The sequence below is a fragment of the Hydrogenophaga sp. genome (assembly GCF_050182545.1).
GTDB lineage: Bacteria > Pseudomonadota > Gammaproteobacteria > Burkholderiales > Burkholderiaceae_C > Hydrogenophaga.
In genome coordinates this window covers 18,520-42,207 of sequence record NZ_JBFXCD010000017.1, presented here as the reverse complement: position 1 = coordinate 42,207, position 23,688 = coordinate 18,520, and the positions used below count along the sequence as shown (strand labels likewise).

The 23,688-nt window shown below is 66.2% G+C and carries 19 protein-coding genes; 7 read left to right on the top strand and 12 right to left on the bottom strand.

From position 1 onward, the window contains the following. Window positions 1-9 precede the first annotated feature (9 nt). The 3 genes from gmd to wbaP are packed head-to-tail and all read right to left on the bottom strand — an operon-like array spanning window position 10 to window position 3,818. Window positions 10-1,158, bottom strand: a complete 1,149-nt coding sequence (gene gmd, locus AB7P10_RS15965) for a GDP-mannose 4,6-dehydratase (protein ID WP_428294838.1) — start codon at window positions 1,156-1,158, stop codon at window positions 10-12. 40 nt (window positions 1,159-1,198) lie between these two features. Then, the gene (locus AB7P10_RS15960) at window positions 1,199-2,206 is read right to left on the bottom strand and encodes a GDP-L-fucose synthase family protein (protein WP_428294837.1); all 1,008 of its coding nucleotides are present in this window, start codon (window positions 2,204-2,206) and stop codon (window positions 1,199-1,201) included. Between the two features lie 34 nt (window positions 2,207-2,240). Beyond that, a complete protein-coding gene (wbaP, locus tag AB7P10_RS15955; RefSeq protein ID WP_428294836.1) occupies window positions 2,241-3,818 on the bottom strand; it encodes an undecaprenyl-phosphate galactose phosphotransferase WbaP in 1,578 nt (525 codons plus the stop codon). 340 nt (window positions 3,819-4,158) lie between these two features. Between wbaP and AB7P10_RS15950 the strand changes: the two genes are divergently transcribed. Beyond that, a complete protein-coding gene (locus tag AB7P10_RS15950; RefSeq protein ID WP_428294835.1) occupies window positions 4,159-4,599 on the top strand; it encodes a helix-turn-helix domain-containing protein in 441 nt (146 codons plus the stop codon). Between the two features lie 261 nt (window positions 4,600-4,860). Here AB7P10_RS15950 and AB7P10_RS15945 read toward each other — a convergent pair whose 3' ends face one another. The 7 genes from AB7P10_RS15945 to AB7P10_RS15915 form a co-directional block, all read right to left on the bottom strand. Next, window positions 4,861-5,343, bottom strand: a complete 483-nt coding sequence (locus AB7P10_RS15945) for a hypothetical protein (RefSeq protein ID WP_428294834.1) — start codon at window positions 5,341-5,343, stop codon at window positions 4,861-4,863. Window positions 5,344-5,430: 87 nt separating this feature from the next. Next, window positions 5,431-7,407, bottom strand: a complete 1,977-nt coding sequence (locus AB7P10_RS15940) for a carboxypeptidase-like regulatory domain-containing protein (protein WP_428294833.1) — start codon at window positions 7,405-7,407, stop codon at window positions 5,431-5,433. Window positions 7,408-7,415: 8 nt separating this feature from the next. Beyond that, window positions 7,416-8,246 carry a hypothetical protein gene (locus tag AB7P10_RS15935; RefSeq protein ID WP_428294832.1) on the bottom strand — a complete coding sequence of 277 codons (831 nt, stop codon included), beginning with the start codon at window positions 8,244-8,246 and terminating at the stop codon, window positions 7,416-7,418. Between the two features lie 7 nt (window positions 8,247-8,253). After that, on the bottom strand, window positions 8,254-8,715 hold the full coding sequence (locus AB7P10_RS15930; protein ID WP_428294831.1) for a hypothetical protein: 462 nt from the start codon (window positions 8,713-8,715) through the stop codon (window positions 8,254-8,256). Next, window positions 8,712-9,371: a hypothetical protein gene (locus AB7P10_RS15925; protein WP_428294830.1), complete on the bottom strand. Its 660-nt coding sequence runs from the start codon at window positions 9,369-9,371 to the stop codon at window positions 8,712-8,714. Before AB7P10_RS15925 ends, AB7P10_RS15930 begins: the two co-directional genes overlap by 4 nt. Before the next feature lie 143 nt (window positions 9,372-9,514). After that, on the bottom strand, window positions 9,515-10,072 hold the full coding sequence (locus tag AB7P10_RS15920; RefSeq protein WP_428294829.1) for a hypothetical protein: 558 nt from the start codon (window positions 10,070-10,072) through the stop codon (window positions 9,515-9,517). A gap of 202 nt (window positions 10,073-10,274) precedes the next feature. Continuing rightward, window positions 10,275-10,784 (bottom strand): Lrp/AsnC family transcriptional regulator, encoded by a 510-nt coding sequence (locus AB7P10_RS15915; protein ID WP_428294828.1) that lies wholly within the window; start codon window positions 10,782-10,784, stop codon window positions 10,275-10,277. Between the two features lie 182 nt (window positions 10,785-10,966). Here AB7P10_RS15915 and AB7P10_RS15910 point away from each other — a divergent pair, with 182 nt between their 5' ends. The 5 genes from AB7P10_RS15910 to AB7P10_RS15890 all read left to right on the top strand — a co-directional run bounded on the left by AB7P10_RS15910 (window position 10,967) and on the right by AB7P10_RS15890 (window position 20,446). Next, the gene (locus AB7P10_RS15910; protein WP_428294827.1) at window positions 10,967-14,566 is read left to right on the top strand and encodes an indolepyruvate ferredoxin oxidoreductase family protein; all 3,600 of its coding nucleotides are present in this window, start codon (window positions 10,967-10,969) and stop codon (window positions 14,564-14,566) included. Between the two features lie 113 nt (window positions 14,567-14,679). Further along, window positions 14,680-15,000 carry a preprotein translocase subunit YajC gene (gene yajC / locus AB7P10_RS15905; protein WP_428294826.1) on the top strand — a complete coding sequence of 107 codons (321 nt, stop codon included), beginning with the start codon at window positions 14,680-14,682 and terminating at the stop codon, window positions 14,998-15,000. Between the two features lie 119 nt (window positions 15,001-15,119). Next, the gene (gene secD / locus AB7P10_RS15900; protein ID WP_428294825.1) at window positions 15,120-16,991 is read left to right on the top strand and encodes a protein translocase subunit SecD; all 1,872 of its coding nucleotides are present in this window, start codon (window positions 15,120-15,122) and stop codon (window positions 16,989-16,991) included. 15 nt (window positions 16,992-17,006) lie between these two features. Further along, a complete protein-coding gene (secF, locus tag AB7P10_RS15895; RefSeq protein ID WP_428294824.1) occupies window positions 17,007-17,957 on the top strand; it encodes a protein translocase subunit SecF in 951 nt (316 codons plus the stop codon). Between the two features lie 83 nt (window positions 17,958-18,040). Next, the gene (locus AB7P10_RS15890; RefSeq protein ID WP_428294823.1) at window positions 18,041-20,446 is read left to right on the top strand and encodes a DUF1631 family protein; all 2,406 of its coding nucleotides are present in this window, start codon (window positions 18,041-18,043) and stop codon (window positions 20,444-20,446) included. A gap of 28 nt (window positions 20,447-20,474) precedes the next feature. Here AB7P10_RS15890 and dprA read toward each other — a convergent pair whose 3' ends face one another. Continuing rightward, complete coding sequence (gene dprA, locus AB7P10_RS15885) at window positions 20,475-21,584, bottom strand: DNA-processing protein DprA (protein WP_428294822.1); 1,110 nt, start codon at window positions 21,582-21,584, stop codon at window positions 20,475-20,477. Between the two features lie 14 nt (window positions 21,585-21,598). Beyond that, window positions 21,599-22,837 (bottom strand): LysM peptidoglycan-binding domain-containing protein, encoded by a 1,239-nt coding sequence (locus tag AB7P10_RS15880; RefSeq protein WP_428294821.1) that lies wholly within the window; start codon window positions 22,835-22,837, stop codon window positions 21,599-21,601. A gap of 277 nt (window positions 22,838-23,114) precedes the next feature. Here AB7P10_RS15880 and def point away from each other — a divergent pair, with 277 nt between their 5' ends. Beyond that, window positions 23,115-23,636 carry a peptide deformylase gene (def, locus tag AB7P10_RS15875; protein ID WP_428294820.1) on the top strand — a complete coding sequence of 174 codons (522 nt, stop codon included), beginning with the start codon at window positions 23,115-23,117 and terminating at the stop codon, window positions 23,634-23,636. The last annotated feature ends 52 nt before the right edge of the window (window positions 23,637-23,688 follow it).

The following is a 23,688-nucleotide window of genomic DNA, read 5'->3' as shown; positions in this document are numbered from 1 at the left end:
GAAGGAGGATCAGTGTTCGCTCGACACCGCGATGGCGTAACCGTGGTGCTTGAGCAGGGCGTGGCGCTGTGCGTCGTTCAGATCGGCGCTCGCCATCTCGGTCACCATTTCCTGCAGCGCGATCTGCGGCACCCAGCCCAGCTTGTTCTTCGCTCTCGCGGGGTCGCCCAGCAAGGTTTCCACCTCGGTGGGCCGGAAGTAGCGGGGGTCCACTTTCACGATGACGTCGCCAGGCTGCAGCGCCGGGGCCTTGTCTCCCTCGATGCTCTGCACGATGCCGCGCTCGCTCACGCCGTCACCCTCGAAGCGCAGCGTGATGCCCAACTCCCGGGCGGCCATGTCGATGAACTGGCGCACGCTGTATTGCACGCCGGTGGCGATGACGAAGTCCTCTGGCTCTTTCTGCTGCAACATCAGCCACTGCATGCGCACATAGTCCTTGGCATGGCCCCAGTCGCGCAGCGAGTCCAGGTTGCCCATGTAGAGGCAGTCCTCCAGGCCCTGGGCGATGTTGGCCAGGCCGCGCGTGATCTTGCGGGTCACGAAGGTTTCACCGCGGCGGGGTGACTCGTGGTTGAACAGGATGCCGTTGCACGCGTACATGCCGTAGGCCTCGCGGTAGTTCACGACAATCCAGTACGCGTAGAGCTTGGCCACGGCGTAGGGGCTGCGCGGATAGAACGGGGTGGTCTCCTTCTGAGGTACTTCCTGCACCAGCCCGAACAGTTCGGAGGTGCTGGCCTGGTAGAAGCGGGTCTTCTTCTCCAGCCCGAGGATGCGGATGGCCTCCAGCAGGCGCAGAGCGCCCAGGGCGTCCACATCGGCGGTGTATTCCGGACTCTCGAAACTCACGGCCACGTGACTCTGGGCGCCCAGGTTGTAGATCTCGTCGGGCTGGGTTTCCTGCACGATGCGGATGAGGTTGCTGGTGTCGCTCAGGTCGCCGTAGTGCAGGTGGAAGCGCGCATTGTTGATGTGCGGGTCCTCGTAGAGGTGGTCGACGCGCTGGGTGTTGAACTGGCAGCTGCGACGCTTGATGCCGTGCACGATGTAGCCCTTGGCGAGCAGCAGCTCCGCAAGGTACGAACCGTCCTGCCCGGTGATGCCGGTGATGAGCGCGACTTTCGGCCAGACTTTGAAGAGCGGGTTCTTGGTCATGGGATGGATCTCCGGGTAGGTGGGATGGATGGGGACTTCTTCACAGCGCGGTCTCGAGCTGGCGCAGGGTGGCGACGGGTTGCTGCCTGAGAAAGTCCTGGTACGTCAGGGCCAGTCCGGACGACAGATCGACCCTGGCTTTCCAGCCCAGCCGGCCCAGGAGGCTGCTGTCCATGAGCTTGCGGGGTGCGCCGTCGGGCTTGTCGGCGTCGAAACGGATCTCGCCCTCGAAGCCGGTGGCGTGAGCGATCCGGTCGGCGAGTTCGGCGATGGTCATGTCCCTTCCACAACCCACGTTGATGTGGCTGAGCATGGGCTGGACGTGCTGCTCGTAGGTGGCCTTGGGCAGGTTCATCACGTGCAGGCAGGCGGCGGCCATGTCGTCGATGTACAGAAACTCGCGCATTGGCGTGCCGCTGCCCCAGATGGTCACCTCGGGCGCCCCTGACAGCTTGGCTTCGTGAAACCGCCGGATCAGAGCGGGGATCACGTGGCTGTTCTGCGGGTGGTAGTTGTCGCCCGGCCCGTACAGGTTGGTGGGCATGACGCAGCGGTAGTCCACACCGTGGCTGGCACCGAACTGCCGGTTGTAGCTTTCACACAGCTTGATGCCGGCAATCTTGGCCACCGCATACGGCTCGTTGGTGGCCTCCAGCGGCCCGGTGAGCAGGGCACGCTCTTTCATGGGCTGTGGCGCGAGCCGCGGGTAGATGCAGCTGGAGCCAAGGAAGAGCAGCTTCTGCACGCCGTTGCAGAAGGCGGCCTCGATCACGTTCGCCTGGATCATCAGGTTCTGATAGATGAAGTCGGCGGGAAACACGTTGTTGGCGTGGATGCCCCCCACCTTGGCGGCGGCAAGGTAGACCTGTTGTGGCCGGGCCTTCGCGAAGAAGGTGCGCACGGCCGCCTGGTCGGTCAGATCCAGTTGGGCGTGCGTGAGCGTGACGAGACGGTCGGCCGGGTGGCCGGCGGCCCGCAACTGGCGCACGATGGCGGAGCCCACCATGCCCCGGTGACCTGCAACGTAGATGGTGTCGGTAGTGCTCATGACGAGTGGCTTTCGGTGTTGAGGGAGCGCCGCATCAGCAGGCGCCTTCTTGCTTGATCACCACCCGCACGGTGCGCAACATGATCACGAGGTCGTACCAGAGCGACCAGTTGCGCACGTACCAGAGGTCCATGTTGATGCGGTGCTGGAAGGTGCTGGCGCTGCGACCACTGATCTGCCACAGGCCGGTGATGCCCGGGCGGGCTTTGCCGTACGCGGCGATGCTGTTGCCGTACTCGCCCAGTTCCCGGGCCAGCAAAGGCCGTGGCCCCACCAGGCTCATTTCGCCGCGAAGGACGTTGATGAGCTGCGGCAGCTCGTCGATGCTGGTGCGACGGATGAGATGGCCGATGTTCGTGATGCGCGGGTCCTTGGCCAGTTTGAAATTGCTGGCGAGGTACTGGACATAGAGTTTTTCGTTCTCGGTCTTCCAGCGTTCCAGCGCGGCTTCGGCGTCCATCACCATGCTGCGGAACTTGATGAAGTTGAAAAGCCGGCCGTCCGCGCCCACGCGCTTCTGAACGAAGAAAACCGGGCCGGCGTCGTCGCGCTTGATGCGCCACGCGACCCAGGAAAACAGGGGTGACAGCAGCACGAGCAAGGTGGCGGCGCCCACGATGTCCAGTGCGCGCTTGATCACCTGCGGACCACGGCGGTTGAGGTTGTTGCGGGCGCGCAGCAGCAGCACGTCGTGGCTGAAGAAGTGCGACACCTCCATGCCGTAGATGGGCAGTCCACCGATCGCGGGGACCATGACAAGGTCGTCGCGGGTGAGCATGAGTTCCTGCGCGAGCTCGCGCAGCCAGTTGTTGTCCCGCACACCCAGCACGCCCACCAACTGATGCGGACCGGGTCGCGCGAGAAACTCGCGAACACCGGGCGTGAGGGCGGTGGGTGCGGCCACCTGCCCGTCGCCGAGCCGGACCATTCGCGCACCCGGATCCGGGGCGACCACCGCCACCGGCTGGTAGCCCAGCAGTGGTTCGCTGGCCAGCGCCGCTGCAGCTTTTTCCACGTCTTCCGGGTGGCCAATCAGCACATAGGGCTGCGTGAGCAGGCCCGCGCGCAGCAACCAGTTCCGCACGATCAGACGGGTCAGCGGCAGACAGATGAACGCCAGGCCCCAGGTGGCGCCTGTCCACAAGCGGGAGAGCGGCCACTTGGCAAGGTAGATGACCATCGCGTCGAGCAACGCAGCGAGCACGACGACCTGAATCATCTCGCGGGCCTCATCCCACCAGGGCTTGCGGCGGTGCGCCGAGTAGTGGCCCTGCACCGTCCCCATCCAGCTCACCATGGCCAGCGCCACGACGGCGAACAGCGTGGTGCGCAAGTGTCCGTTGTTGGCCCACCAGACGTTGGCAGTCTGCAGAAGACTCACGTCGTCCCGGAACCAGGCGGGCATGCGCCCTGCAACGAAGCAGAACGCCAGCACGCTCAGGTCGGTGAACACCAGCCACACCTTCGCCTTCTGCTGACGTTGCGTGAGGTCTGCCCAAGGTGCGAGGCTGCGCGCGAGGTCGTGTTCGTTGTAAAGCGGAACGACGGTGCCCGGGGCATTGGCCGACGGCGCGCGCTGCGCTTCAAGCGCTTGTGCGTGGGCGCGGGCCATGTCAGCGCCCGTTGCGTGGGCCATCGGGCCGTGATGGCGGTCCGTGTGTTGCCATCGAATGCACCCCGTTGGGGCGCGCTGGCGCGCAGTGACTGAAGCTCGACATACATGGCCTCTCTGAGTTCGTTGATGTCACGCAGTCATGCAACTCTGCGTGTGTGTTTCTATTTTTAGAACACGCTCAAAGTCCTGCATGTAACGAACCATGAGTTCGCAAACAAGGCTTGCAATGGATGGACACAGGCAGGATGCGCTGTCTGACAGTGCAACGATTGAGTGCGCCGAAATTGATTGAACTTATGTGAGTCGACGGGTTCTAGAGGCGCAGGAGGTTCATGCGATGCGGGTTGCCGAAGCGATAAAACTGGACACGAAAACCGAACGCGAATTGCGCTCGCTGGCCAAGGGCCGTCGGGTGGAGGCGCGCGTCCAACAGCGCGCCACCGTCATCCTGTTGGCGGCCCAGGGTTGGCAGAACAAGGACATTGCCATCGAGGTCAAGCTTGACCGTCGGCAGGTGGCGTTGTGGCGCAGACGCTTTCTCGATGGCGGTCTTGCTTCGCTGCTGCACGACGCGGAGCGTTCGGGTCGTGTACCGAACGTGACCTCAGCCGTCGAGTCCTGCATCCTTGCGACGACGCTGTATGAGCAGCCGGTTTCCGCCGCGCAATGGAGCACGCGCAGCCTGGCATCGCATCTCGGTTTGAGTGCCACCACCATCCGCCGTGTGTGGCAGCGCAACGGCGTCCAGCCGCACTTGAGCGACGGTCTCGATGGCTGATGTGTCGGTCTTCGTGAAAGCGCCGCGTCGGTGATGCGCAGGGCCTCGCGGGCACGCGATGAGGGCGCTATCGCGGTCCTTCTGGACCGCTGATGCCCCTGGTCTCGTCAGCGTTCCGGCCGCTCTGGGTCCGGGCTGGCGTTAAGTACAGAACAAAATGGCGCAGTGCAGCATTTTTTGGGGCTCACATGCGCGGCGGTACCCCGCGAAGGTTTACATCCCGACACTGGATACGTGGGCGAGCGACCACGAACGAGTACTTTAGAGTGCGGTGATGTCGGTCTGAACCGGCCAGCGCAGGGCGCCCGTGTTGGTGCGCTGGGTGGTGGCGGCGGCAAATTCGTGCTGCAGCAGCAGTGTGTACCGACCTGGGCGGGGCGCGCACAGCCGATAGCCGTCGCTCACCGGGTTGAGCGTGACACCCCCGGTCTTCGGCGTGTTCAGGCGCCAGGCTTCCACTTCCGGGGCACTCATGCGCAGGGTGACGCAGAACCCGCGCTTCATGTTGGAGACCACCACCAGCCGCTGCTCGGCGCTCCAGTCGCCACTGGCTTCGGCGTCCATGCGCAAGGGGTGGCTGTTTTCCAGCACCTGCATGACGGGCGGGATGATGATGCGGAGCTCCAGCGTCGCGCTGGCTTTTCCCGTGCTGGCCAGCACGCTTTCACCGATGCTGGTCGACGGCGCCAGCACCAGGGCGCTGGCGGCCAAAGCGAGGAAAAGAGGGTGTTTTGCGGCGCTCATGCACCACTATCGGCCCCTCCCACCCGAACTTGAATCCCCGATTCGTGTAGGCCTGCGGGGGGCGGCGCGCCCCGAAGAGGCCTCCGGTCACTCGCTGCGCTGCACCGGAATGGTGAGGCTGACGCTCTCGCGCAGGCGCACGTCCACCCGGGATTGACCTTCGTCGACGACGTTCCAGGGCAGCGGCAGGGTGTCGCTGCGCACACTTACCGTGCGCGGGCCCTGGGCGACGAACGGGAACTCGAAGCGGCCCTGGCTGTCGGTGCGCACGGCGTAGCGGTTGTCCAGGTACACCGTGACATTGGGCACGCCGGTTTCGCTGGCTTCCTGGGTGCCGCTGCGGTTGGCGTCGAAATACACCGTGCCTTCGATGCGGCCGCCGCCGTCGGACGCCTTGCCCCCGAGCGGCACGTTGCGGCTGCCGGCTTCGAATTCGTAGCGCAGCACGGCATAGAACGAGCGGTCCGAATCCGCGATTGTCTGCGGCACCGGTGCCAAGGGGTCGAGCGTGCGGCTCACTCGGCTGCGCCCCGTGGACCGGTAGTAGTTGCCCTCCAGGCTCCAGCGCGGATTCATGCGCCACTGGGCACCGAGGTTCAGGCTGTGGCGCGTGCGCCCGGCGTTGCTGCGCTCGGTGATGAGGTTGCCGCGCATGCTGGCCTTGCCGCTCAGCGGCGCTGCCAGGCTCATGGCTGCGCTCCACGCGGTTTCCGCCGACTGGAACTCGGTGGCGGAATAGGCGGTGGCACCCAGGCTGGTGGAGAGTGCCCAGCCCTGCGGCACCTCCCAATCCTGGTCCCAGGTCAATCCGCGCGAGTCGGCCTGGCTGTCGTCGCCGGTGAACTCCAGGCGCAGGCCACTCGAACCCCAGCCGTTGCGGAAACGCCAGTCACCGTAGGTGCTCCAGGCCTTGCCATTGAACTGGCGCACCGCTGTGCCCGCGCCCAGCGAGTGGTCGCGGTTGAGCCGCCAGCGCGCCGATCCTGTTGCGAAGAAACCGCTGCCGCCACCGCCGACGATGGAATCAAGCCAGTCGACCGAGCCTTCCGCCGACCACTGGCGCGTGCGCCAGCTCGAGCGCAGGTAGGCCCCAACGACGTTGTTCGCCAGCGGCAACTGCGCCCAGCTCAGGTCGGGTTCCAGGCGGTACGCGCCCGCCCCATGCTTGCGCGGGCCGTCGTCCCATTCGCCGTCGATCCAGAAGCCGTTTCGGCCACCGCTCAGTTGGCTCGCCCGGGTGCTCACCACCTGACCCTGGACGCGGTGTTGCGCGCCCTCGTGCCTCAGGGCCAACAGGGTCGAGTCCACATCGACGATGTCACCGGGCTGCTGCGGGCTGTCGAAGACGGACACGCCGCGCGCGTCCTCGTGCCTCATGGCCAGCGTCCAGCCCTCCTGGGACAGCGGGTCGGCTTCTGCCGCGTTGATCCGCCACTGACCTCCCAACGTGGTGCGTCGCCCCGGCAAACTGCGAAAACTGCTCGCTGGCAGAAACCCCAGCTGCCCGGGTTCGCCGGCGGAGGCCTGCAACTGGATGCCCTGGCCCGGGTTTTCCCATTCGGTGCTCACGCCTTGCAGGAGGGCCGAGGGAACATACACCCGAGAGGGCAGGCGCGTCATGGCCGGGGCGGGTGTGTTGATCACGCCAAGCTCGTTGCTGGTCAGCCAGCCACCCTGCAGGGGCATGGCGCGCTGGCGCAGCGTGATGCTGCCGCTGCTGCCGCGGGGCGCGTAAGTGCCATCGATCGACAGTGTGCCGTGGTTGGGCGTTTCGAGCAGACCGTAGATGCCGTAGCCGATGCGGGTGGCGTGCCGCTGGTCGAACGGCTCGGTGCCCAGGCGGGTTTCCAGGCGCAGAAAACGCGGCAGGCCCTCGCGGTCGTAGACATAGGCTTCGCCGTCGATGGCGGTTTCGGGCGGCAGGTTCTCGATCACCCGATCCACGTAGGCGGGGGCCGGTTCGCTGGCGCCGGATGGCGCCGGGGTACTACCCTGCGCCAGGACCCCTGGCAGCGGGATCAGGAATCCCAGCAAGGCCAACAGGCAACGGGATGGGTGTCTCACCCCGCCCCTCATGGGGAGAAGCTGGCGTCCAGCGGCAGGCGGTTCTTGCCCCACTCCAGATTGCCCTTGATGGTGAGCGGGAAGCGGATCTCGGGCGTGGGCTTGCCCTCTTCGGCGACCGGCGTGATCGCGACACCACGGGTCTCGCCAGACAAGATGGGCAGGTCGGCCGGCGCCATCTCGAACCGCGCGCCGGAGGCATCGGTGCCGTTGACGAAGCCTTCGAGCCGCCCGTGGGCGTTGCCGCGGTTGCGCACCTCGACCACGGCGGTGGGTTTGCCATCGACCATGGCGACCCTGGTGGCCGCGATTTCCAGCAGCGGTGCTGCATCGCCGACGACGGCGTACACGACGACGCCGATGCGCCCCCCCACGGGCAGGTCCAGGCTGCCCTGTGCCCTGGCGGCGTCCAGGCCTTCGATCATGAGGGCGAAGCGGCACTCGCGCGCCGTCGTGCCCGGGGGCGGGGTGATTTCGAATCGGTAGCGGTAGCGCGCGCCGGGTTCGATGACCAGCTCGCGCTTCTCGATGGCCACCCAGGGCCGGCAGCTGTCTGCGGCGAGATCGGTGCTGAAGGTGACGGAGTTGTCGGGATTGAGCGTCCAGTCGCTGGTGTAGATGCGAAAGCGGCCCGCTTGCTGCCCCACGTGCTGAATCTCCAGCACCTGGCGCAGCGGCTCTCCGGGCGTGGCGCGCACCTCGAAGCGCGGTGGCGTGATGTAGGCCGCGAAGCCCTGCGCCTGCGAGACGACAGGCAGGCAGGCCAGAACACTGGTGCATGCCCAGCCCAGCCGGGCACGCGAGGCGCGGATCAGGGACTTTGAGGACGCAATGGGCATGACGGGTTCAGTCGACGTCGAGTTCAAAGTGGAAGTTCAGGCGCCGGCTGCTGGATGTCCAGTCGGCGTTCGAGCGCAGCCGCACGTGCATCTGGTCTTCCAGGGTGGCCGCGGGGATGGTACCTGCGAAGACGAGGGTGCGTTCGCCCGACACCAGGCGCCCGGGCTGCAGGCGCCCTTGGGTGGTCCAGACGGCCTCGATGTCGGAGGCCTGGTCACGGGGCAGCACCATGTAGATGCGCCCACTTCGGCCCACCCAGTCGCGGGTGTCGATGCGGATGTTGACGCGCACCCAGGCCTCCATGCCTCCCGCGAAAGCCTGGCCTGACTTCAAGGGCAGCCACTGCATCTGCACGTTGGGCGGCACCGTGTGGCTCAGCGAGTCGTCCAGCCGGTGCGGGTTGGCCACGGCCGCCGTCGCCATCCACATGGACACGATCACCACAAAAAGAGGGTTGAACCGCATCATGGGCTGGCCAGGGTATAGGTGACCTGGCCGGTGTAGGTGCCCGCGCCCCGCACGGCGCTGTTGGCGTAGCTGAAGGTGTGGCAGTTCTCGATGTAGGTGTTGCCCGGCACGGTGGCCAGCGTCTGGGTGCCCCCGGTGAAGGTTCCCGCGGGGATCACGTTCGGAACGCCACTGCCGGGAGCGGAGACGGTCCAACTGATCTGGGTGATCGGAATGGTGTCACCCGTGGCCAGGTTGGTGAGCGTGGTGGGAGATGCGACCGTCAGCGTCGCACTGGCCGCGCCGCTGTTGCGGCGATAGCCCGCGCCGATCATGACCTGACTGGCCGGCGTCGGGCAGGTGTTGTTGCCGTCGCCGTACAGGCTGATGTTCTGGGTGCTGTCGCTGGTCATGGCCAGGGCGGTACCGCTGATCAGCTGGGCCACCGTGGGCGCCACCTGCACGGTGTTGACGATGCCGCTGCGGCCCGTGGAGCCATTGAGCGTGCCCTGCGAGCCGCTCAGGGCGCCGTTGCCGACGTGGAGGAACAGCCGACGGGAGCCGGAGTTGATGGTCAGCGACCAGGCATGTGCGGCCGCCATCTCCGCCACGCACAGGAGCGCCAGGCAGGCACCGACGAGCTGTCGGGGTGAGCTGGGGCGATGGGTGCGCTTCATGGCGTCATTCCGGCCAAGGTGTGTTCTGGTGGTTTCCGATGGGCTTGGCTGTGACGCCAAAAGCAAACGGAGGGTCGCGGTCCGCGGCCCCTCCGTCGCACCGGCCAGGGTCACCGTCTGGCCGGTCTGCATTCACCCGCGAGTCAAGGGGCCACGGCGGTGTAGGTTACCTGCGTCTGGTAGGTGCCGGCGCCCACAGGCGCTGTGGCGCCCTGGTGGTTGTAGCTGAACGTCCAGTTGCTGGTGCGGTTGATGATGCGGCCCGACGTGGGGGTCACCGTGGTCGCCGCTGCGCCGAAGGTCGGGTGGGGCAAGGTGCCGGCAGATGCGACGGCGATGCGCGACAGCGGGATCGATTCGGTGCCGTCGGTGAGTGCTGCGCCGGCCGATGAGAAGTTCACGTTGCCGATGTTGGAGAGCAGTTGCACCGGAACCACGCCACCCGAGGTGGCCGCGACGTTGCCGTCCGCGCTGGCCTGCGGATCCGTCAGCACGAAGTCCACCAGATCCACCGTGGCGGTGTTCGACAGGATGGCGCCGGTACCGACCTTCAGGGCGATGAAGCCTGGAATCACGACCTGCAGGTTCAGGCGGGCGGTGGCGGTGCCACTGCCGCTGACGAGTTGCGATTCGGCCGAGGCCAGCAACGGGGTGGCCAGGGCGACGGCCAGGGCGGACTTGAGCAGCAGGGCTTTCTTCACGGCGTTTCCTTCAAAAGTGGGTGCAAAAATGTGGTCTGTGCACTTTTCGGTACGCGGCCCACGGGTTGTTGGTGGCGCGATGTTACGGAAAGTCACTTGCATCGACAAGATTGGCGTGGGAAAAAATTCACACATTTCAACAACTTACAGAGACATTGTTAGTCAACGGTTAAAAACAGAAGATGAACGGCGAAAAAAGCGCTCAAGTTCGGACTGCTTTTGCCGTGGTGGTACTTCTGGTTGACAGGTGAGACAGGGGCAGCGCGCTGCCGGATTTGACCTCGCCCAGGGAAAAACTGGTGTGCAGGTCCTTTACGTTGGGCAGATGGATCAGCACCTCGCGCGCGAAGCGGCTGAACTCGGCCAAGTCGGGCGCAACCACCTGCAATTCAAAGGTGCCCGAGCCGCTGATGTAGTGGCAGGCCACGATCTGCGGGATGTCGCGGATGGCCTTCTCCATTCGGTCCAGCGCGTCGCCGCTGTTGCGCTCGGCGTCCAGGCGCACGAAGGCCAGTACGCCCAGGCCGATCTTCTCGCGGTTGAGTTCGGCTCGGTAGCCGGTGATGAAACCCGCCTTTTCCAGGGCCCGCACACGCCGCCAGCAGGGCGCTGCGGACAGGCCCACGCGCTGCGCCAGTTCGGCGTTGGTCAGGCGTCCGTCGTTTTGCAGTTCTTGCAGGATGGCGACATCAAACTTGTCCAGTGTTTCCATGATTGCCAGTTTTGGGAATGAATCTTTCTCAATCATCGATAAAACGGGCATGAAACGCAAACACCTATCGTGCAACGGGGCATACACTGTGCGCCACACTGAGGGCGTGAGCCTATCCGGCGAACGCCTTGTTCACGACCCGCCCACAAAGCAGGCCCCACATCCCCCACGGAGACAAGCCGATGAACGCCCCCTTGCCCGACCACATCCGCCGCGCGCTGGAAACCGTCACGCTTGACGACAAGTACGCACTCGACCAGGGCCGCGCCTTCATGAGCGGGGTGCAGGCGCTTGTGAAGCTGCCCATGCTGCAGCGACAGCGCGACGCGCTGGTGGGCAAGAACACTGCCGGCTTTGTCAGTGGCTACCGCGGCTCGCCCCTGGGGGGGTATGACCAGGCGCTGCAGAAGGCCGCGACCTACCTGAAGGCGCAGAACATCGTGTTCCAGCCCGGGGTGAACGAGGAACTGGCCGCGACCGCGCTCTGGGGCACGCAGCAACTGGGCTTTGCACCCCCAGGTACCAACAAGTTCGACGGCGTGTTCGGCATCTGGTACGGCAAGGGCCCGGGCGTGGACCGCTGTTCGGATGTGTTCAAGCACGCCAACATGGCCGGCACCACGCCCTGGGGTGGCGTGATCGCGGTGGCTGGCGACGACCATGTGGCCAAGAGTTCCACCGCGGCGCACCAGAGCGACCACATCTTCAAGGCCTGTGGGCTGCCGGTGTTCTTCCCGACCTCGGTGCAGGACATCCTCGACCTGGGGTTGCATGCCTTTGCCATGAGCCGCTTCAGCGGTGTGTGGGCCGGCATGAAGACGATCCAGGAGATCGTCGAGTCCAGTGCCACGGCGGTCATCGATCCCGATCGCGTGCGCATCGCGATTCCGGAGTTCGAGATGCCGCCGGGCGGCGTTCACATCCGCTGGCCCGACCACGCGCTGGACCAGGAGGCGCGCCTGTTCGACTTCAAGTGGTACGCGGCGCTCGCCTACATCCGCGCCAACAAGCTCAACCACAACGTGATCGCCGGGCCGAACGACCGCCTCGGCCTGATCGCCAGTGGCAAGGCGTACAACGACACGCGCCAAGCCTTGCTGGACCTGGGTCTGGACGATGCCACCTGCCAGCGCATCGGCCTGCGCCTGCACAAGGTGGCGGTGGTCTGGCCGCTGGAAGCGCAGACCACGCGCGAGTTCGCCACCGGCCTGCGCGAAATCCTGGTGGTGGAGGAGAAGCGCCAGGTCATCGAATACCAGCTCAAGGAAGAGCTCTACAACTGGCGGCCCGACGTGCGGCCCAACGTGCTGGGCAAGTTCGACGAGGGTGAGGGCGATTTCACCGGTGGCGAATGGAGCGTGCCCAACCCGAGCACGCACACGCTGCTGCGCGCCAACGCCGACTTGTCCCCCGCGATCATTGCGCGCGCCATCGCGAAACGACTGAAGAAGATGGGCCAGGTGCCCGAGGACGTGATGGCGCGCATCGACGCGCAACTGGCCATCCTCACCGCGCAGGAGCAGTCGATGCAGACGCTGCTCACCCAGGGCGTGGCCGGTGCCGAGCGCCAGCCCTGGTTCTGCTCGGGTTGCCCGCACAACACCAGCACCAAGGTGCCCGAAGGTTCGCGCGCCATGGCCGGCATTGGCTGCCACTTCATGAGCATCTGGATGGACCGCGCCACCGTGGGCTTCACGCAGATGGGGGGCGAGGGCGTGCCCTGGGTCGGCCAGCAACCGTTCAGCCACGATCAGCACATGTTCGCCAACCTCGGCGATGGCACGTATTTCCACAGTGGTTTGCTGGCGGTGCGCCAGAGCATCGCAGCCGGCGTGAACATCACGTACAAGATTCTCTACAACGACGCCGTGGCCATGACCGGCGGGCAGCAGGTGGGCGAACGGCCCGAAGGCCACAGCGTGGTGCAGATCGCGCAAAGCATGCGCGCCGAGGGCGCGGTGAAGATCGCCATCGTGACCGACGAACCGGAGAAGTATGAAAGCGTGACCGGCTTGCCCGCGGGCATTGCGATTCAGCACCGCGACACGCTGGACGCCGTGCAGCGCGAATTCCGCGAGATCAAGGGCACAACGGTCATCATCTACGATCAGACCTGCGCCACCGAGAAGCGCCGCCGCCGCAAGCGCGGCACGATGGTCGATCCGGACAAGCGCGTGGTCATCAACGAGCTGGTGTGCGAAGGCTGTGGGGACTGCGGCGTGCAGTCCAACTGCCTGTCGGTCGAGCCCCTGGAGACCGAGTTCGGCCGCAGGCGCACGATCAACCAGAGCACCTGCAACAAGGACTATTCGTGTCTCAAGGGCTTCTGCCCGAGCTTCGTCACCGTCGAAGGCGGCCAGTTGCGCAAGAAGGACAAGGGTGGTGCAAAGATCGAATGGACCGGCGGCACGCTGCCCCAGCCCGCGCTGCCTGCGCTGGGCGCGGAAGCCTGGGGCGTGATCGTCGCCGGTGTCGGTGGTACGGGCGTGATCACCATCGGCCAGTTGCTGGGCGTGGCCGCGCACCTGGAAGGCAAGGGCATCGTCACGCAGGACGCTGCCGGCCTGGCCCAGAAGGGGGGCGCAACGTGGAGCCATGTGCTGATCGGCGCGCGGCAGGAGGACATCCGCACCACACGCGTCTCGGCCGCCTCGGCCGACCTGGTCCTGGGGTGCGACCCGATCGTGAGCGCCAACAAGGAGACCTGGCAACGCCTGCGCGCGGGGCGCACGCACGTCGCGCTCAACGTGAATGCCACGCCGACCGCGGCTTTCGTGAAAAACCCCGACTGGCAGAACCCCGCGCAGGCCTGCGTGGACGCGCTGGTGCACAGCCTGGGCGCCGATGCCGTGGGCACCTTCGACGCCGAGACCGCCGCCACGCGCCTGATGGGCGACAGCCTGTACACCAACCCCATGATGCTGGGCTACGCCTGGCAGAAGGGCTGGCTGCCGCTGACGCTCGAATCGCTGATGCTAGCCATCGAACTCAACGCCGTGCAGGTGGAGAAGAACAAGGCGGCCTTTGAATGGGGCCGCCGTGCCGCGCACGACCCGCAGGCTGTGGCCGCACTCTGGCAGAAGGCCGGCGGCGGTGAGCAGGTGATCCAGTTCAGGAAGCGCGATTCGCTGGACGAGCTTATCGCGCGGCGCGTCGAGTTCCTCACGGGCTACCAGAATGCCGGCTATGCCGCGCAGTACCGCGCTTTCGTCGAACGCGTGCGCGCGGCCGAAGCCCCGCTGGGCAAGACCGCGCTGACCGAAGCGGTGGTGCGCTATCTGTTCAAGCTCATGGCCTACAAGGACGAGTACGAGGTGGCCCGCCTGCACAGCGATCCGGCCTTCCACGCCCGACTGGCCAGCCAGTTCGAGGGCGACTACAAGCTCAAGCTGCACCTGGCACCGCCGCTGATCGCCAAGCAGAACGAGCGAGGCGAGCTGGTCAAGCAGCCCTTCGGCCCCGGCATGTTCACGGTCTTCAAGGTGCTGGCGCGCCTCAAGGGGCTTCGCGGCACGGCGCTGGATGTCTTTGGTCGCACCGAGGAGCGCCGCACCGAGCGTGCCCTGATTGGCGAGTACCGCGCCGATGTCGAGAGGCTCCTGTCGGGGCTGGATGCCCACAACCACGCGTTGGCGGTGGACATCGCCAACGTCCCCGAGCAGATCAAGGGCTTCGGACATGTCAAGGCGCGTCACCTGGCCGCGGCCAGAACCCGCCGCGAGCGCCTGTTGCAGCAATGGCGCGAGCCAGCGCCCACGAGCGACCTGGCCCGCGCTGCCTGAGCGGACGGGACCCCCGGCATACAATCCCGGGTTGAGTCCGGAGCGCCCGGCGACGCTTGGTGCGTCCCGGGCCTTCGGCATTGTCGTGACCCCTGAACCTGTTGGAGACCCCCGTGTTCATTTCCTCCGCTTATGCCCAGGCCGCCGCCGGTGGCGACACCCAATCCACCATCCTGGGCCTGCTGCCGCTGGTGCTGATGTTCGTGGTGCTGTACTTTGTGATGATCCGCCCCCAGCTCAAACGCCAGAAGGAGCACAAGGCCATGGTCGAGGCGCTGGCCAAGGGTGACGAGATCGTTACCGCCGGAGGCCTGCTGGGCAAGGTGTCCAAGATCGGCGAAATCTATGTCGGCGTGGAACTGGCCGACGGAATGGAAGTCCAGATGCAGCGCACGGCCGTTGTGCAGGTGCTGCCCAAAGGCACGATCAAGTAGACCCACCCTGAACGGGCCGGCTGACGCCGGCCCGTTCCCCCTCAAGGGGCAACGCGAGCGGCCCGGCAAAGCCGGTTCCGCCGCGTTCTCGATATGGAACCCCTGCGCCGAGAGCCACCATGAACCGATACCCGCTGTGGAAGTACGCGATCATTCTGGTCGCCCTGCTGATCAGTGCCATCTATGCCCTGCCCAACCTGTTTGGCGAATCGCCCGCCGTGCAGGTGTCGGCGGCCCGTTCCACAGTGCGCATTGACAGTGGCACGGTCGCGCAGGTCGAACAGACGCTGGCAGCGCAGGGTATCAATGCCGCGCTGATCCAGCTTGACGCCAACTCGGTCAAGGCCCGTTTCGAGAACACCGATCAACAGCTCAAGGCGCGCGATGCCCTTGAGAAGACGCTCAACCCCCAGGCCGACGCGGCTGGGTACGTGGTCGCGCTCAACCTGCTGCCACGCACGCCGGCGTGGCTCGCCGCGCTGGGCGCCTCGCCCATGTACCTGGGCCTGGACCTGCGCGGCGGCGTGCATTTCATGCTGCAGGTGGACATGGCTGCGGCCCTGCAGCGCCGCGCCGACGTGCTCACCGCCGACCTGCGCACCCTGCTGCGTGAGAAGGGCGTTCGCCACAGTGGCATCAGCCGCAACGGTCAGAGCATCGAACTGCGCGCCGCCGACGCCCAGACCCTGCAAGCCGCGAGCGACCTGATCCGCGAGCAGTTTCCGGACCTCCAGGTGAGTGAGGCTGCTGATCGGCTGGTGGCGACCTTCGCGCCCGAGGCCGCGCGCCAGGTGCAGGAGCAGGCACTCAAACAGAACATCACCACGCTGCACAACCGCATCAACGAACTGGGCGTGGCCGAGCCGGTGATCCAGCAGCAGGGCGCCGACCGCATCGTGGTGCAGTTGCCAGGCGTGCAGGACACGGCCAAGGCCAAGGACATCCTCGGCCGCACGGCCACGCTGGAAGTTCGGATGGTCGACGAAAGCGTGGAAGCCCAGGCCGCCACGCGCGGTACCGGCCCGGTGCCCTTTGGCTCGGAACGCTATCCCGAGCCCAATGGCCAGGCGGTCATCGTCAAGCGCGAGGTGCTGCTCACCGGCGAGAACCTCACCGATGCCCAGGCCGGCTTCGACAGCCAGACCCAGGAAGCGGCGGTGCACCTCACGCTCGATGCCAAGGGCGCGCGCATCTTCCGCGACGTGACGCGCGAGAACGTGGGCAAGCGCATGGCCATCATCCTTTTCGAGAAAGGCCGGGGCGAAGTCGTCACGGCGCCGGTGATCCGCGGCGAGATCGGTGGCGGTCGGGTGCAGATTTCCGGAGCCATGACCACCGTGGAGGCGAACGACACCGCGCTGCTGTTGCGTGCGGGCTCGCTGGCTGCGCCGATGGAAATCATCGAAGAGCGCACCATCGGCCCCAGCCTGGGCGCGGAGAACATCGCCAAGGGCTTCAACAGCGTGGTCTGGGGCTTTGTCGCCATCGTGATCTTCATGTGCGCCTACTACATGCTGTTCGGCGCGTTCTCGAGCATCGCGCTGGGCTTCAACCTGCTGCTGCTGGTCTCACTGCTGTCCATGCTGCAGGCCACGCTCACCCTGCCGGGCATCGCGGCCATGGCGCTGGCGCTGGGCATGGCGATCGACTCCAACGTGCTGATCAACGAACGGGTGCGCGAGGAACTGCGCCGTGGGTCTTCCCCGCAGGTGGCGATCAACACTGGCTACGACCACGCCTGGGGCACCATCCTGGACTCCAACGTCACCTCCCTGATCGCCGGCCTGGCGCTGCTGATCTTCGGCACCGGTCCGGTGCGCGGGTTCGCGGTGGTGCACTGCCTGGGCATCGTCACCAGCATGTTCTCATCGGTGTTCTTCTCGCGCGGCCTGGTCAATTTCTGGTACGGCCGGCAGAAAAAACTCAAGACGGTCGCCATTGGCACCGTGTGGCGCGCCGATGGCCAGGCCCCTGCCGTCAAGGCCGACTGAGCAAGGATCAGCAGCATGGAATTCTTCCGCATCCGCCGTGACATCCCGTTCATGAAGAACGCGCTGTTGCTCAACGCGATTTCCTTCATCACCTTCCTGGCGGCCGTGTTCTTTCTGACCACGCGCGGCCTGCATCTCTCGGTGGAGTTCACCGGTGGCACCGTCATGGAAGTGGCCTACGAGCAACCCGCTGACCTGGAAGCGGTGCGCAAGGTCATCGATTCCCTGGGGTACGCCGACGTGCCTGTGCAGAACTTCGGCACCTCGCGCGACGTGCTGTTGCGCCTGCCCGCGCAGGCAGGTCAATCGTCCGGTCAGCAAAGCGAGACCGTGCTCGCGGCGCTGAAGGCGCAGGACCCGACGGTGACGCTGCGTCGCACCGAATTCGTCGGCCCGCAGGTCGGGCAGGAACTGGTCTCCAGCGGACTCAAGGCACTCGCGCTGGTGATCGTGGGCATCATGATTTATTTGGCGTTCCGCTTCGAGTGGAAGTACGCGGTGTCGGCCATCATCGCCAACCTGCACGACGTGGTCATCATTCTGGGCTTCTTCGCCTTCTTCCAGTGGGAATTCTCGCTGGCCGTGCTGGCGGCCGTGCTCGCCGTGCTGGGCTACTCGGTCAACGAGTCGGTGGTGATTTTCGACCGCATCCGCGAGACTTTCCGGCGCCAGCGCAAGATGAGCACGCCGCAGGTCATCGACCATGCCATCACCTCGACCATCAGCCGCACCATCATCACCCACGGATCGACCCAGGCCATGGTGCTGTCCATGCTCATCTTCGGTGGCCCCACCCTCTTCTACTTTGCCCTGGCCTTGACCATCGGCATCTGCTTCGGCATCTACTCGTCGGTGTTCGTCGGCGCGGCGGTGGCCATGTGGCTGGGCATCAAGCGCGAGGACCTGGTCAAGGCCACCAGGACGGACGGCGATCCGGACGACCCGAACGCCGGCGCTGTCGTATAAGCGCGAACATGGGCGTGGGGATGGCGGCGTTCGGGGCGCTGGCGACCGGGCGTTGACGCCAACCGTGTCATACTGCACGCATTGTGTCGCCGCCCGATCAGCACGTTTCCTCCCTGGCCAAACAGGCACGTGAACTCTTCGTGGTTCACGTGGGCCGCGCACTTCCCGAACTGGTCAAGGCCTGCGACACGCGTCTGACGTCCATCCTGGATCAGGCGGGCCCGGCGCGAGAGATGCAGGTGCGCCGCGACGCCTGGACCGGCTTCCAGAAGAACCAGACCACCTGGCTCAACCAAACCCGCAAGTCCTTGCAGCGCACCCTGCTGCCGCGATTCTCCAACTCGGGCAGCCCGACCAGCGTGTCCGGGCAGCTCGAGCTGGTGGCCGAGGGCGCCATCGACGACCAGATCCTGGCTTCGCGCCTGGCCATGCAGGTGCTCGACAAGTCGTCCACCGAACTCAACGAGCTGCGCCTGCGCATCCAGCATCTGGAGGGCAGACAGGAGTTGCCGCGTGGCGACGTGCTGTTGCCCGACGTGACCGCACGCATCCTGGTCGATCAATGGCTTGACGCGCACATGACCCGCGAAGCCTGGGCGCTGGTGCAGGACGCCATGTCGCCCATCCTTGCCGGCAAGCTGCACGAGGCCTATAAGGCCGCCAACGAGTTTCTCGTGGCCAGCGGCGTCATGAAGGAAATCGACCTGCAGGCACTGGTCAGGCGGGTGCCCGGTAGCCGCAGCGACGCGATGCCGGTGCCCCGGCGCGACGCCTCCGCGGCAGGTCCTCGTCCCGCTGCGGCGGGTTCCCATCCGGCCTCGGGTGGCCCCTCTTCGGGCATGGGGACAGGGGGGGGCTTCGGCTCCGCATCCAGCCAGGGAGCGATGCCCGGCACGGGTGGGGGTCCAGGCCGCGCCGGCCCGCATTCATCTGGCATGGGCGTGCACGACGAGACCCGGCTCATGACCGGCACTTCGCCGCTGGCGCGGGCGCGCATGCGCGCTCAGGGTGTGGTCGGCCGTCTCAAACGGATGCTGATTGATCGGGTCGGGGGCGATTTCGAGGCCACCCAGTTGCTGCCTCCCTCGCCGCGGCTGCAGCAGGCGATCCAGCACCAGATTGCATCGCCCAGCGTGGGCGCGGGTCTGTATGTGTCCGGCGCGTCGGGCGCCGGCGCGGTGTATGTCGATGCCGGCCATGTGGAGCGTGCGGCCACATCGCTTCGCCAGCGCACGGCCGAACTCAAGCAGGCGGCCAGCACGCCGACCGAGAAGGCCACCATCGAGGTGGTGGCTCTGATGTTCCAGAGCATCCTGGCCGAGGAGCGTATCCCGCCCAGTGTGCGGGTCTGGTTCGCGCGCCTGCAGATTCCGGTGCTGCGCGTCGCGCTGGCCGAACCCGAGTTCTTCAGCGCCCTGCAGCATCCCGCACGCCGCCTGATCGACCGCATGGGCTCTTGCGTCATGGGTTTTGAGTCGAATGTGGGCTCGGCAGCCCTGGAGGCCGAGATCAAGCGGGTGGTGCAGGTGATCGAGCAGTACCCTGAGACCGGCCGCCGGGTGTTCCAATTGGTGTTCGACGAGTTCCAGAAATTCCTCTCGACATACCTCAGCGAGCAGAGCAGCGCCAGCCGCTTCGTGAGCGTGGCGCAGCAGGTGGAACAAAAGGAGACCCTGTCGGTGCAGTACACCATCGAGTTGCGCAAGCTGCTCGACGACGTGCCGGTGCGCGACGAGGTTCGCGATTTCCTGTTCAAGGTCTGGGTCGACGTGCTCGCGGTGGCCAGCGTCAAGCACGGCTTGCGACACGAGGAAACCACCGCGCTCAAGCAGGTGGCCTCCGACCTGTTGTGGGCCGCCAGCGCCAAACCCAATCGCAACGACCGCGCGCGTGTCATCCAGCAACTGCCAGGATTGCTGCAACGCCTGCGCCAGGGCATGAGCCTGCTGGGCTTTCCGACCCTGCTGCAGGATCAGCACATCAAGTCGGTCAGCGACACGCTGGCCGACGCCTTCATGTCGCGCACCGAGGCCATCTCGCAGGAAAGCCTGGACAACCTGTCCGAACGCCTGGCCAATCTCGAGGACTACCTGCCGGCCAACGGCGTGGGCGACCTCGACCTGGACACGGAGAGCATCGAGATGATCACCGGGGTGGACGCGAGCAACATCGAAGTCATCAACCAGGGTGGCAGCCAGCCCAACGAGGCCATGCGCTCGTGGGCCGTGGAGCTGCAGATCGGTTCCTGGTTCGGGCTGGACCACAACGGCAAGCTCAACAGCGTGCAACTGGCCTGGCGCAGCGAGCGCGGCCAGCTCTACCTTTTTGTGACGAATGGCGGGCGCTGCTTCCTGATCCAGGCCACGCGGGTGGCGGCCTACCTGCAGGCGGGTTTGCTCGTGCCAAGCGAGGAAGAGGCGCTCACCGTGCGCGCCACGCGCGACGCCATGGCCAAGCTCGAGGCCAACCCCGAGCGCTTGCTGAACTAAAAGCCTCGGGGCGGGTGCGACAGGGCGGTCAGCCCTGGCCCAACCGTTGCAACAAGCCTCCGGGAAGCCGCGCCACGTCGCCCTGCAACTCCAGCTCCAGCAGGCGGGCCTGCAGATGCGCGGTGTCCATCCCCGTGCGGGCTTGCAGCGCGTCCAGGCTCACCGGGTCGTAGCCCATCGCTTTCAGGAGGGCGTCTTCATCGGGCGTGGCGTTGCCACCATCCTCCGCGGTGGCTTTGTCAGGTGTTCCCGGCACAGCGAAGCGCAGGTCCTCAAGGATGTCCTGTGCCGACTCCACCAGCTTCGCACCCTGGCGGATCAGTGCGTGGCATCCCCGCGCCTGCGGCGCGTGGATGGAGCCCGGTATGGCGAACACCTCCCGCCCTTGCTCTGCGGCGAGTCGTGCGGTGATCAGCGAGCCCGACTTCACTGCGGCTTCCACGACCAGCGTGCCCTGCGAGAGCCCCGCGATGATTCGATTGCGCCGCGGAAAGTTGGGCGCCAGAGCCGGCGTGCCCAGCGGGTACTCGCTGACGATGGCGCCGTTCTGGGCGATCCGGTGCGCCAGGGCCAGATGGCGTTTGGGATAAACACGGTCCAGCCCGGTGCCGACGACGGCCACGGTGGGGGCGCCGCCCAGCAGCGCACCATCGTGGGCCGCGCCGTCCACGCCGAGCGCCATGCCCGAGACGACGCAAACACCGGCCTGGCCCAGCGCCTGGGCGAACTGGCGCGCATTGGCCTCGCCCTGAGGGGTGGGGTTGCGGCTGCCGACGATGGCCAGCCGGCGAGGGTGGTGCAGCGTTTGCACGTTGCCGAGCACGTACAGCATCAGTGGCGGGTCGGCCATCTGCAGCAACTCGGCCGGGTAGAGTGGATCCTCCAGGGTCAGGACATGCCGGTCGGCACTGCCGTCCAGCCAGGCCTGCAACCGGTCCACCTGAGCGTCGAGGTCTTCAGGTGGCGTATCCAGGGCGTTCGCCGCGCGGGTCCCCAGCACGGTCTGCCAAGCGTCGAGCGATTGGGCGAAGACGGCCTCGGGAAGCCCGAATGCCGCCAGCAGCTTTCGGGCGGATTCGAGGCCCACGCCGGGCGTGAGCAGCAGCCGCATCCAGGCGGCCAGCTCGGGCCGGAGCATCGCGATTGCGCGGCTCAGGGATTGACGAAGCGGTCGCCGACCTTCACGCCGTCGGTGATCTGCAGCACCAGCGCGTAGGACACCTTGTCGAAGGTGCGGAACACCATCATGAGGCCGTTGCGCTCACCGGGCAGGCGCAACTGCGGCCGGGCCTGGTCGGTGGTGTCGGTCACCAGGCTGCTCTCGCGCTGAAGGGCGAGCACGTGGCCGCGTTCAATGCCATGTTCGCGCCCCCGGTTGATCGTGACGACCTGGTTTTGCGCGGCATAGCGCACGGCGTTGCCATAGACCGAAACGATCTGGCCGCTTTGCGCCGACTCGGGCGCGCGCGGCACGTAGTTGCTCAGCTCGCGCTCGGGTTCGGGCAGCAGGCGGTCGCCAATGCGCATCTCTTCCTTGGCCGACACGATGTCGATCTTGGCCGGCACCAGTTCGGTGGCGTTCTTGTCGTCGGCGGCCGCGCGCCTGGTTTCACCGTCGACAAGTTGCGCCTTGCCCACGTACTGCGCCTCATAGCCCAGGATCTCGTTGGTGGTAGGGTCCCGCAGCGGTGTGGCGTTGCGGAACACGCGGTAGTCGATCGACTGGCCTTCCACCACCGTCAGCGGTTCGCCCTGGGCGCTGTCGCTGTAAAGGGCGCGAGCGTAGGCACGGTCGCCGCGCGTGAGCAGGACACGGTTCTCCTGCGTGGCGACGATGCGCGGTGCACGCGCAAAGGTGGCCTCGTCCACGATCATGGGCTCCGTCAGGAACGACTCGATGGCTTGCAGCGATACCGGCGGAATCGCCGAATCGCCCAGGCTCTCATAGCGGGTGCGCGGTGTCACGCGCACAGTGGCCGGGTCGCCATTGCCGCCGGGCCGGGTGCTGAGCATGGCGCGGTCGCCGGACTTGATGAGGTAGAGCACCTGGCCGGGGTAGATGCGGTGCGGGTTCTGAATGTCCTGGCGGTTCATGCCCCAGAGCTCGGGCCAGCGCCATGGCGTTTTCAGGAAGACGCCCGAGATCGCCCACAGCGTGTCGCCGCGCTTGATGGTGTAGCTGTCGGGCGCATTCGGCGCCAGTTCGGACAAGGGCACGCCGGCCTGCGCCACCTGGTCGGCAATGGCGCGCTGGCCGGGGGTGATGGGGTAGTTCTGGGCCGAAGCGCCACTGGCGATCAGGGTGGCCAGCACGGCGGTGGCACAAGCCAGCGGACGCAGCGTGCGCAGGGGTTGGAATGGAAGGACGGACTGGCTGGATTTCAATGGCATGAGGTGGCCCCTGGGCGGCAACCACCGGTGTCCAGACTGCCGTTCCGGGGAACCCACAGCCGGTCGCCGACGGCGCTCGTGTCTTGACAAGTCGCTTTTGATTTTGCGCCCAAGCCTTTGATTAGGCAATGTTTATGGCGGTGGGCTCACACGCGTCGTCGCAAAAGTCGCGAAAATAGCGACATCGCCATCCGCCTGTCACCGGCACGCCGCCAGCCGTCGCCCGGGTACAGTGGATGCCCTGTCCGCAACGGACCTGAAACCACCGCCGACCGTCATGAATCCGCCTTCGCTTCTGCCCATCCTGCGCTACCCCGATCCGCGCCTGCACACCGTGGCCAGGCCCGTGCAGGCGGTGGACGAGCGCATCCGTACGCTGATCGAGCGCATGTTTGCCACCATGTACGACGCCAACGGTATTGGACTGGCCGCCACGCAGGTAGACGTGCACGAGCGCCTGATCGTCATCGATGTCAGCGAGACGCGCGACGAACCGCTGGTGCTGATCAACCCCGAGATCGAATGGGCCAGCCCCGAGAAGCGCAAGGGCGAGGAAGGCTGCCTGTCGGTGCCCGGCATCTACGACGGCGTGGAGCGCTCCATCGCGGTGCGAGTGCGCGCGCTCGACGGTCAAGGCGCGGAGCGCACGATCGACGCCCAGGGCATGCTGGCCGTGTGCATCCAGCACGAAATGGACCACTTGCTTGGCAAGGTGTTCGTCGAGTACCTCTCGCCGCTCAAGCAGGGGCGCATCAAGTCCAAGCTGGTGAAAGCCCAGCGCGAGGCCCTGCGCGCGTGACGCGCATCGACGAATGCGGGCACGTCGGATACTGACGCCTGCATCCGCGTGG

Excerpts from the sequence above, each read along its gene's own strand:
- gmd (WP_428294838.1), bottom strand. The coding sequence starts at position 1,158 with ATGACCAAGAACCCGCTCTTCAAAGTCTGGCCGAAAGTCGCGCTCATC.
- AB7P10_RS15960 (WP_428294837.1), bottom strand. The coding sequence starts at position 2,206 with ATGAGCACTACCGACACCATCTACGTTGCAGGTCACCGGGGCATGGTG.
- wbaP (WP_428294836.1), bottom strand. The coding sequence starts at position 3,818 with ATGGCCCGCGCCCACGCACAAGCGCTTGAAGCGCAGCGCGCGCCGTCG.
- AB7P10_RS15950 (WP_428294835.1), top strand. The coding sequence starts at position 4,159 with ATGCGGGTTGCCGAAGCGATAAAACTGGACACGAAAACCGAACGCGAA.
- AB7P10_RS15945 (WP_428294834.1), bottom strand. The coding sequence starts at position 5,343 with ATGAGCGCCGCAAAACACCCTCTTTTCCTCGCTTTGGCCGCCAGCGCC.
- AB7P10_RS15935 (WP_428294832.1), bottom strand. The coding sequence starts at position 8,246 with ATGCCCATTGCGTCCTCAAAGTCCCTGATCCGCGCCTCGCGTGCCCGG.
- AB7P10_RS15930 (WP_428294831.1), bottom strand. The coding sequence starts at position 8,715 with ATGATGCGGTTCAACCCTCTTTTTGTGGTGATCGTGTCCATGTGGATG.
- AB7P10_RS15925 (WP_428294830.1), bottom strand. The coding sequence starts at position 9,371 with ATGAAGCGCACCCATCGCCCCAGCTCACCCCGACAGCTCGTCGGTGCC.
- AB7P10_RS15915 (WP_428294828.1), bottom strand. The coding sequence starts at position 10,784 with ATGGAAACACTGGACAAGTTTGATGTCGCCATCCTGCAAGAACTGCAA.
- AB7P10_RS15910 (WP_428294827.1), top strand. The coding sequence starts at position 10,967 with ATGAACGCCCCCTTGCCCGACCACATCCGCCGCGCGCTGGAAACCGTC.
- secD (WP_428294825.1), top strand. The coding sequence starts at position 15,120 with ATGAACCGATACCCGCTGTGGAAGTACGCGATCATTCTGGTCGCCCTG.
- secF (WP_428294824.1), top strand. The coding sequence starts at position 17,007 with ATGGAATTCTTCCGCATCCGCCGTGACATCCCGTTCATGAAGAACGCG.
- dprA (WP_428294822.1), bottom strand. The coding sequence starts at position 21,584 with ATGCTCCGGCCCGAGCTGGCCGCCTGGATGCGGCTGCTGCTCACGCCC.
- AB7P10_RS15880 (WP_428294821.1), bottom strand. The coding sequence starts at position 22,837 with ATGCCATTGAAATCCAGCCAGTCCGTCCTTCCATTCCAACCCCTGCGC.
- def (WP_428294820.1), top strand. The coding sequence starts at position 23,115 with ATGAATCCGCCTTCGCTTCTGCCCATCCTGCGCTACCCCGATCCGCGC.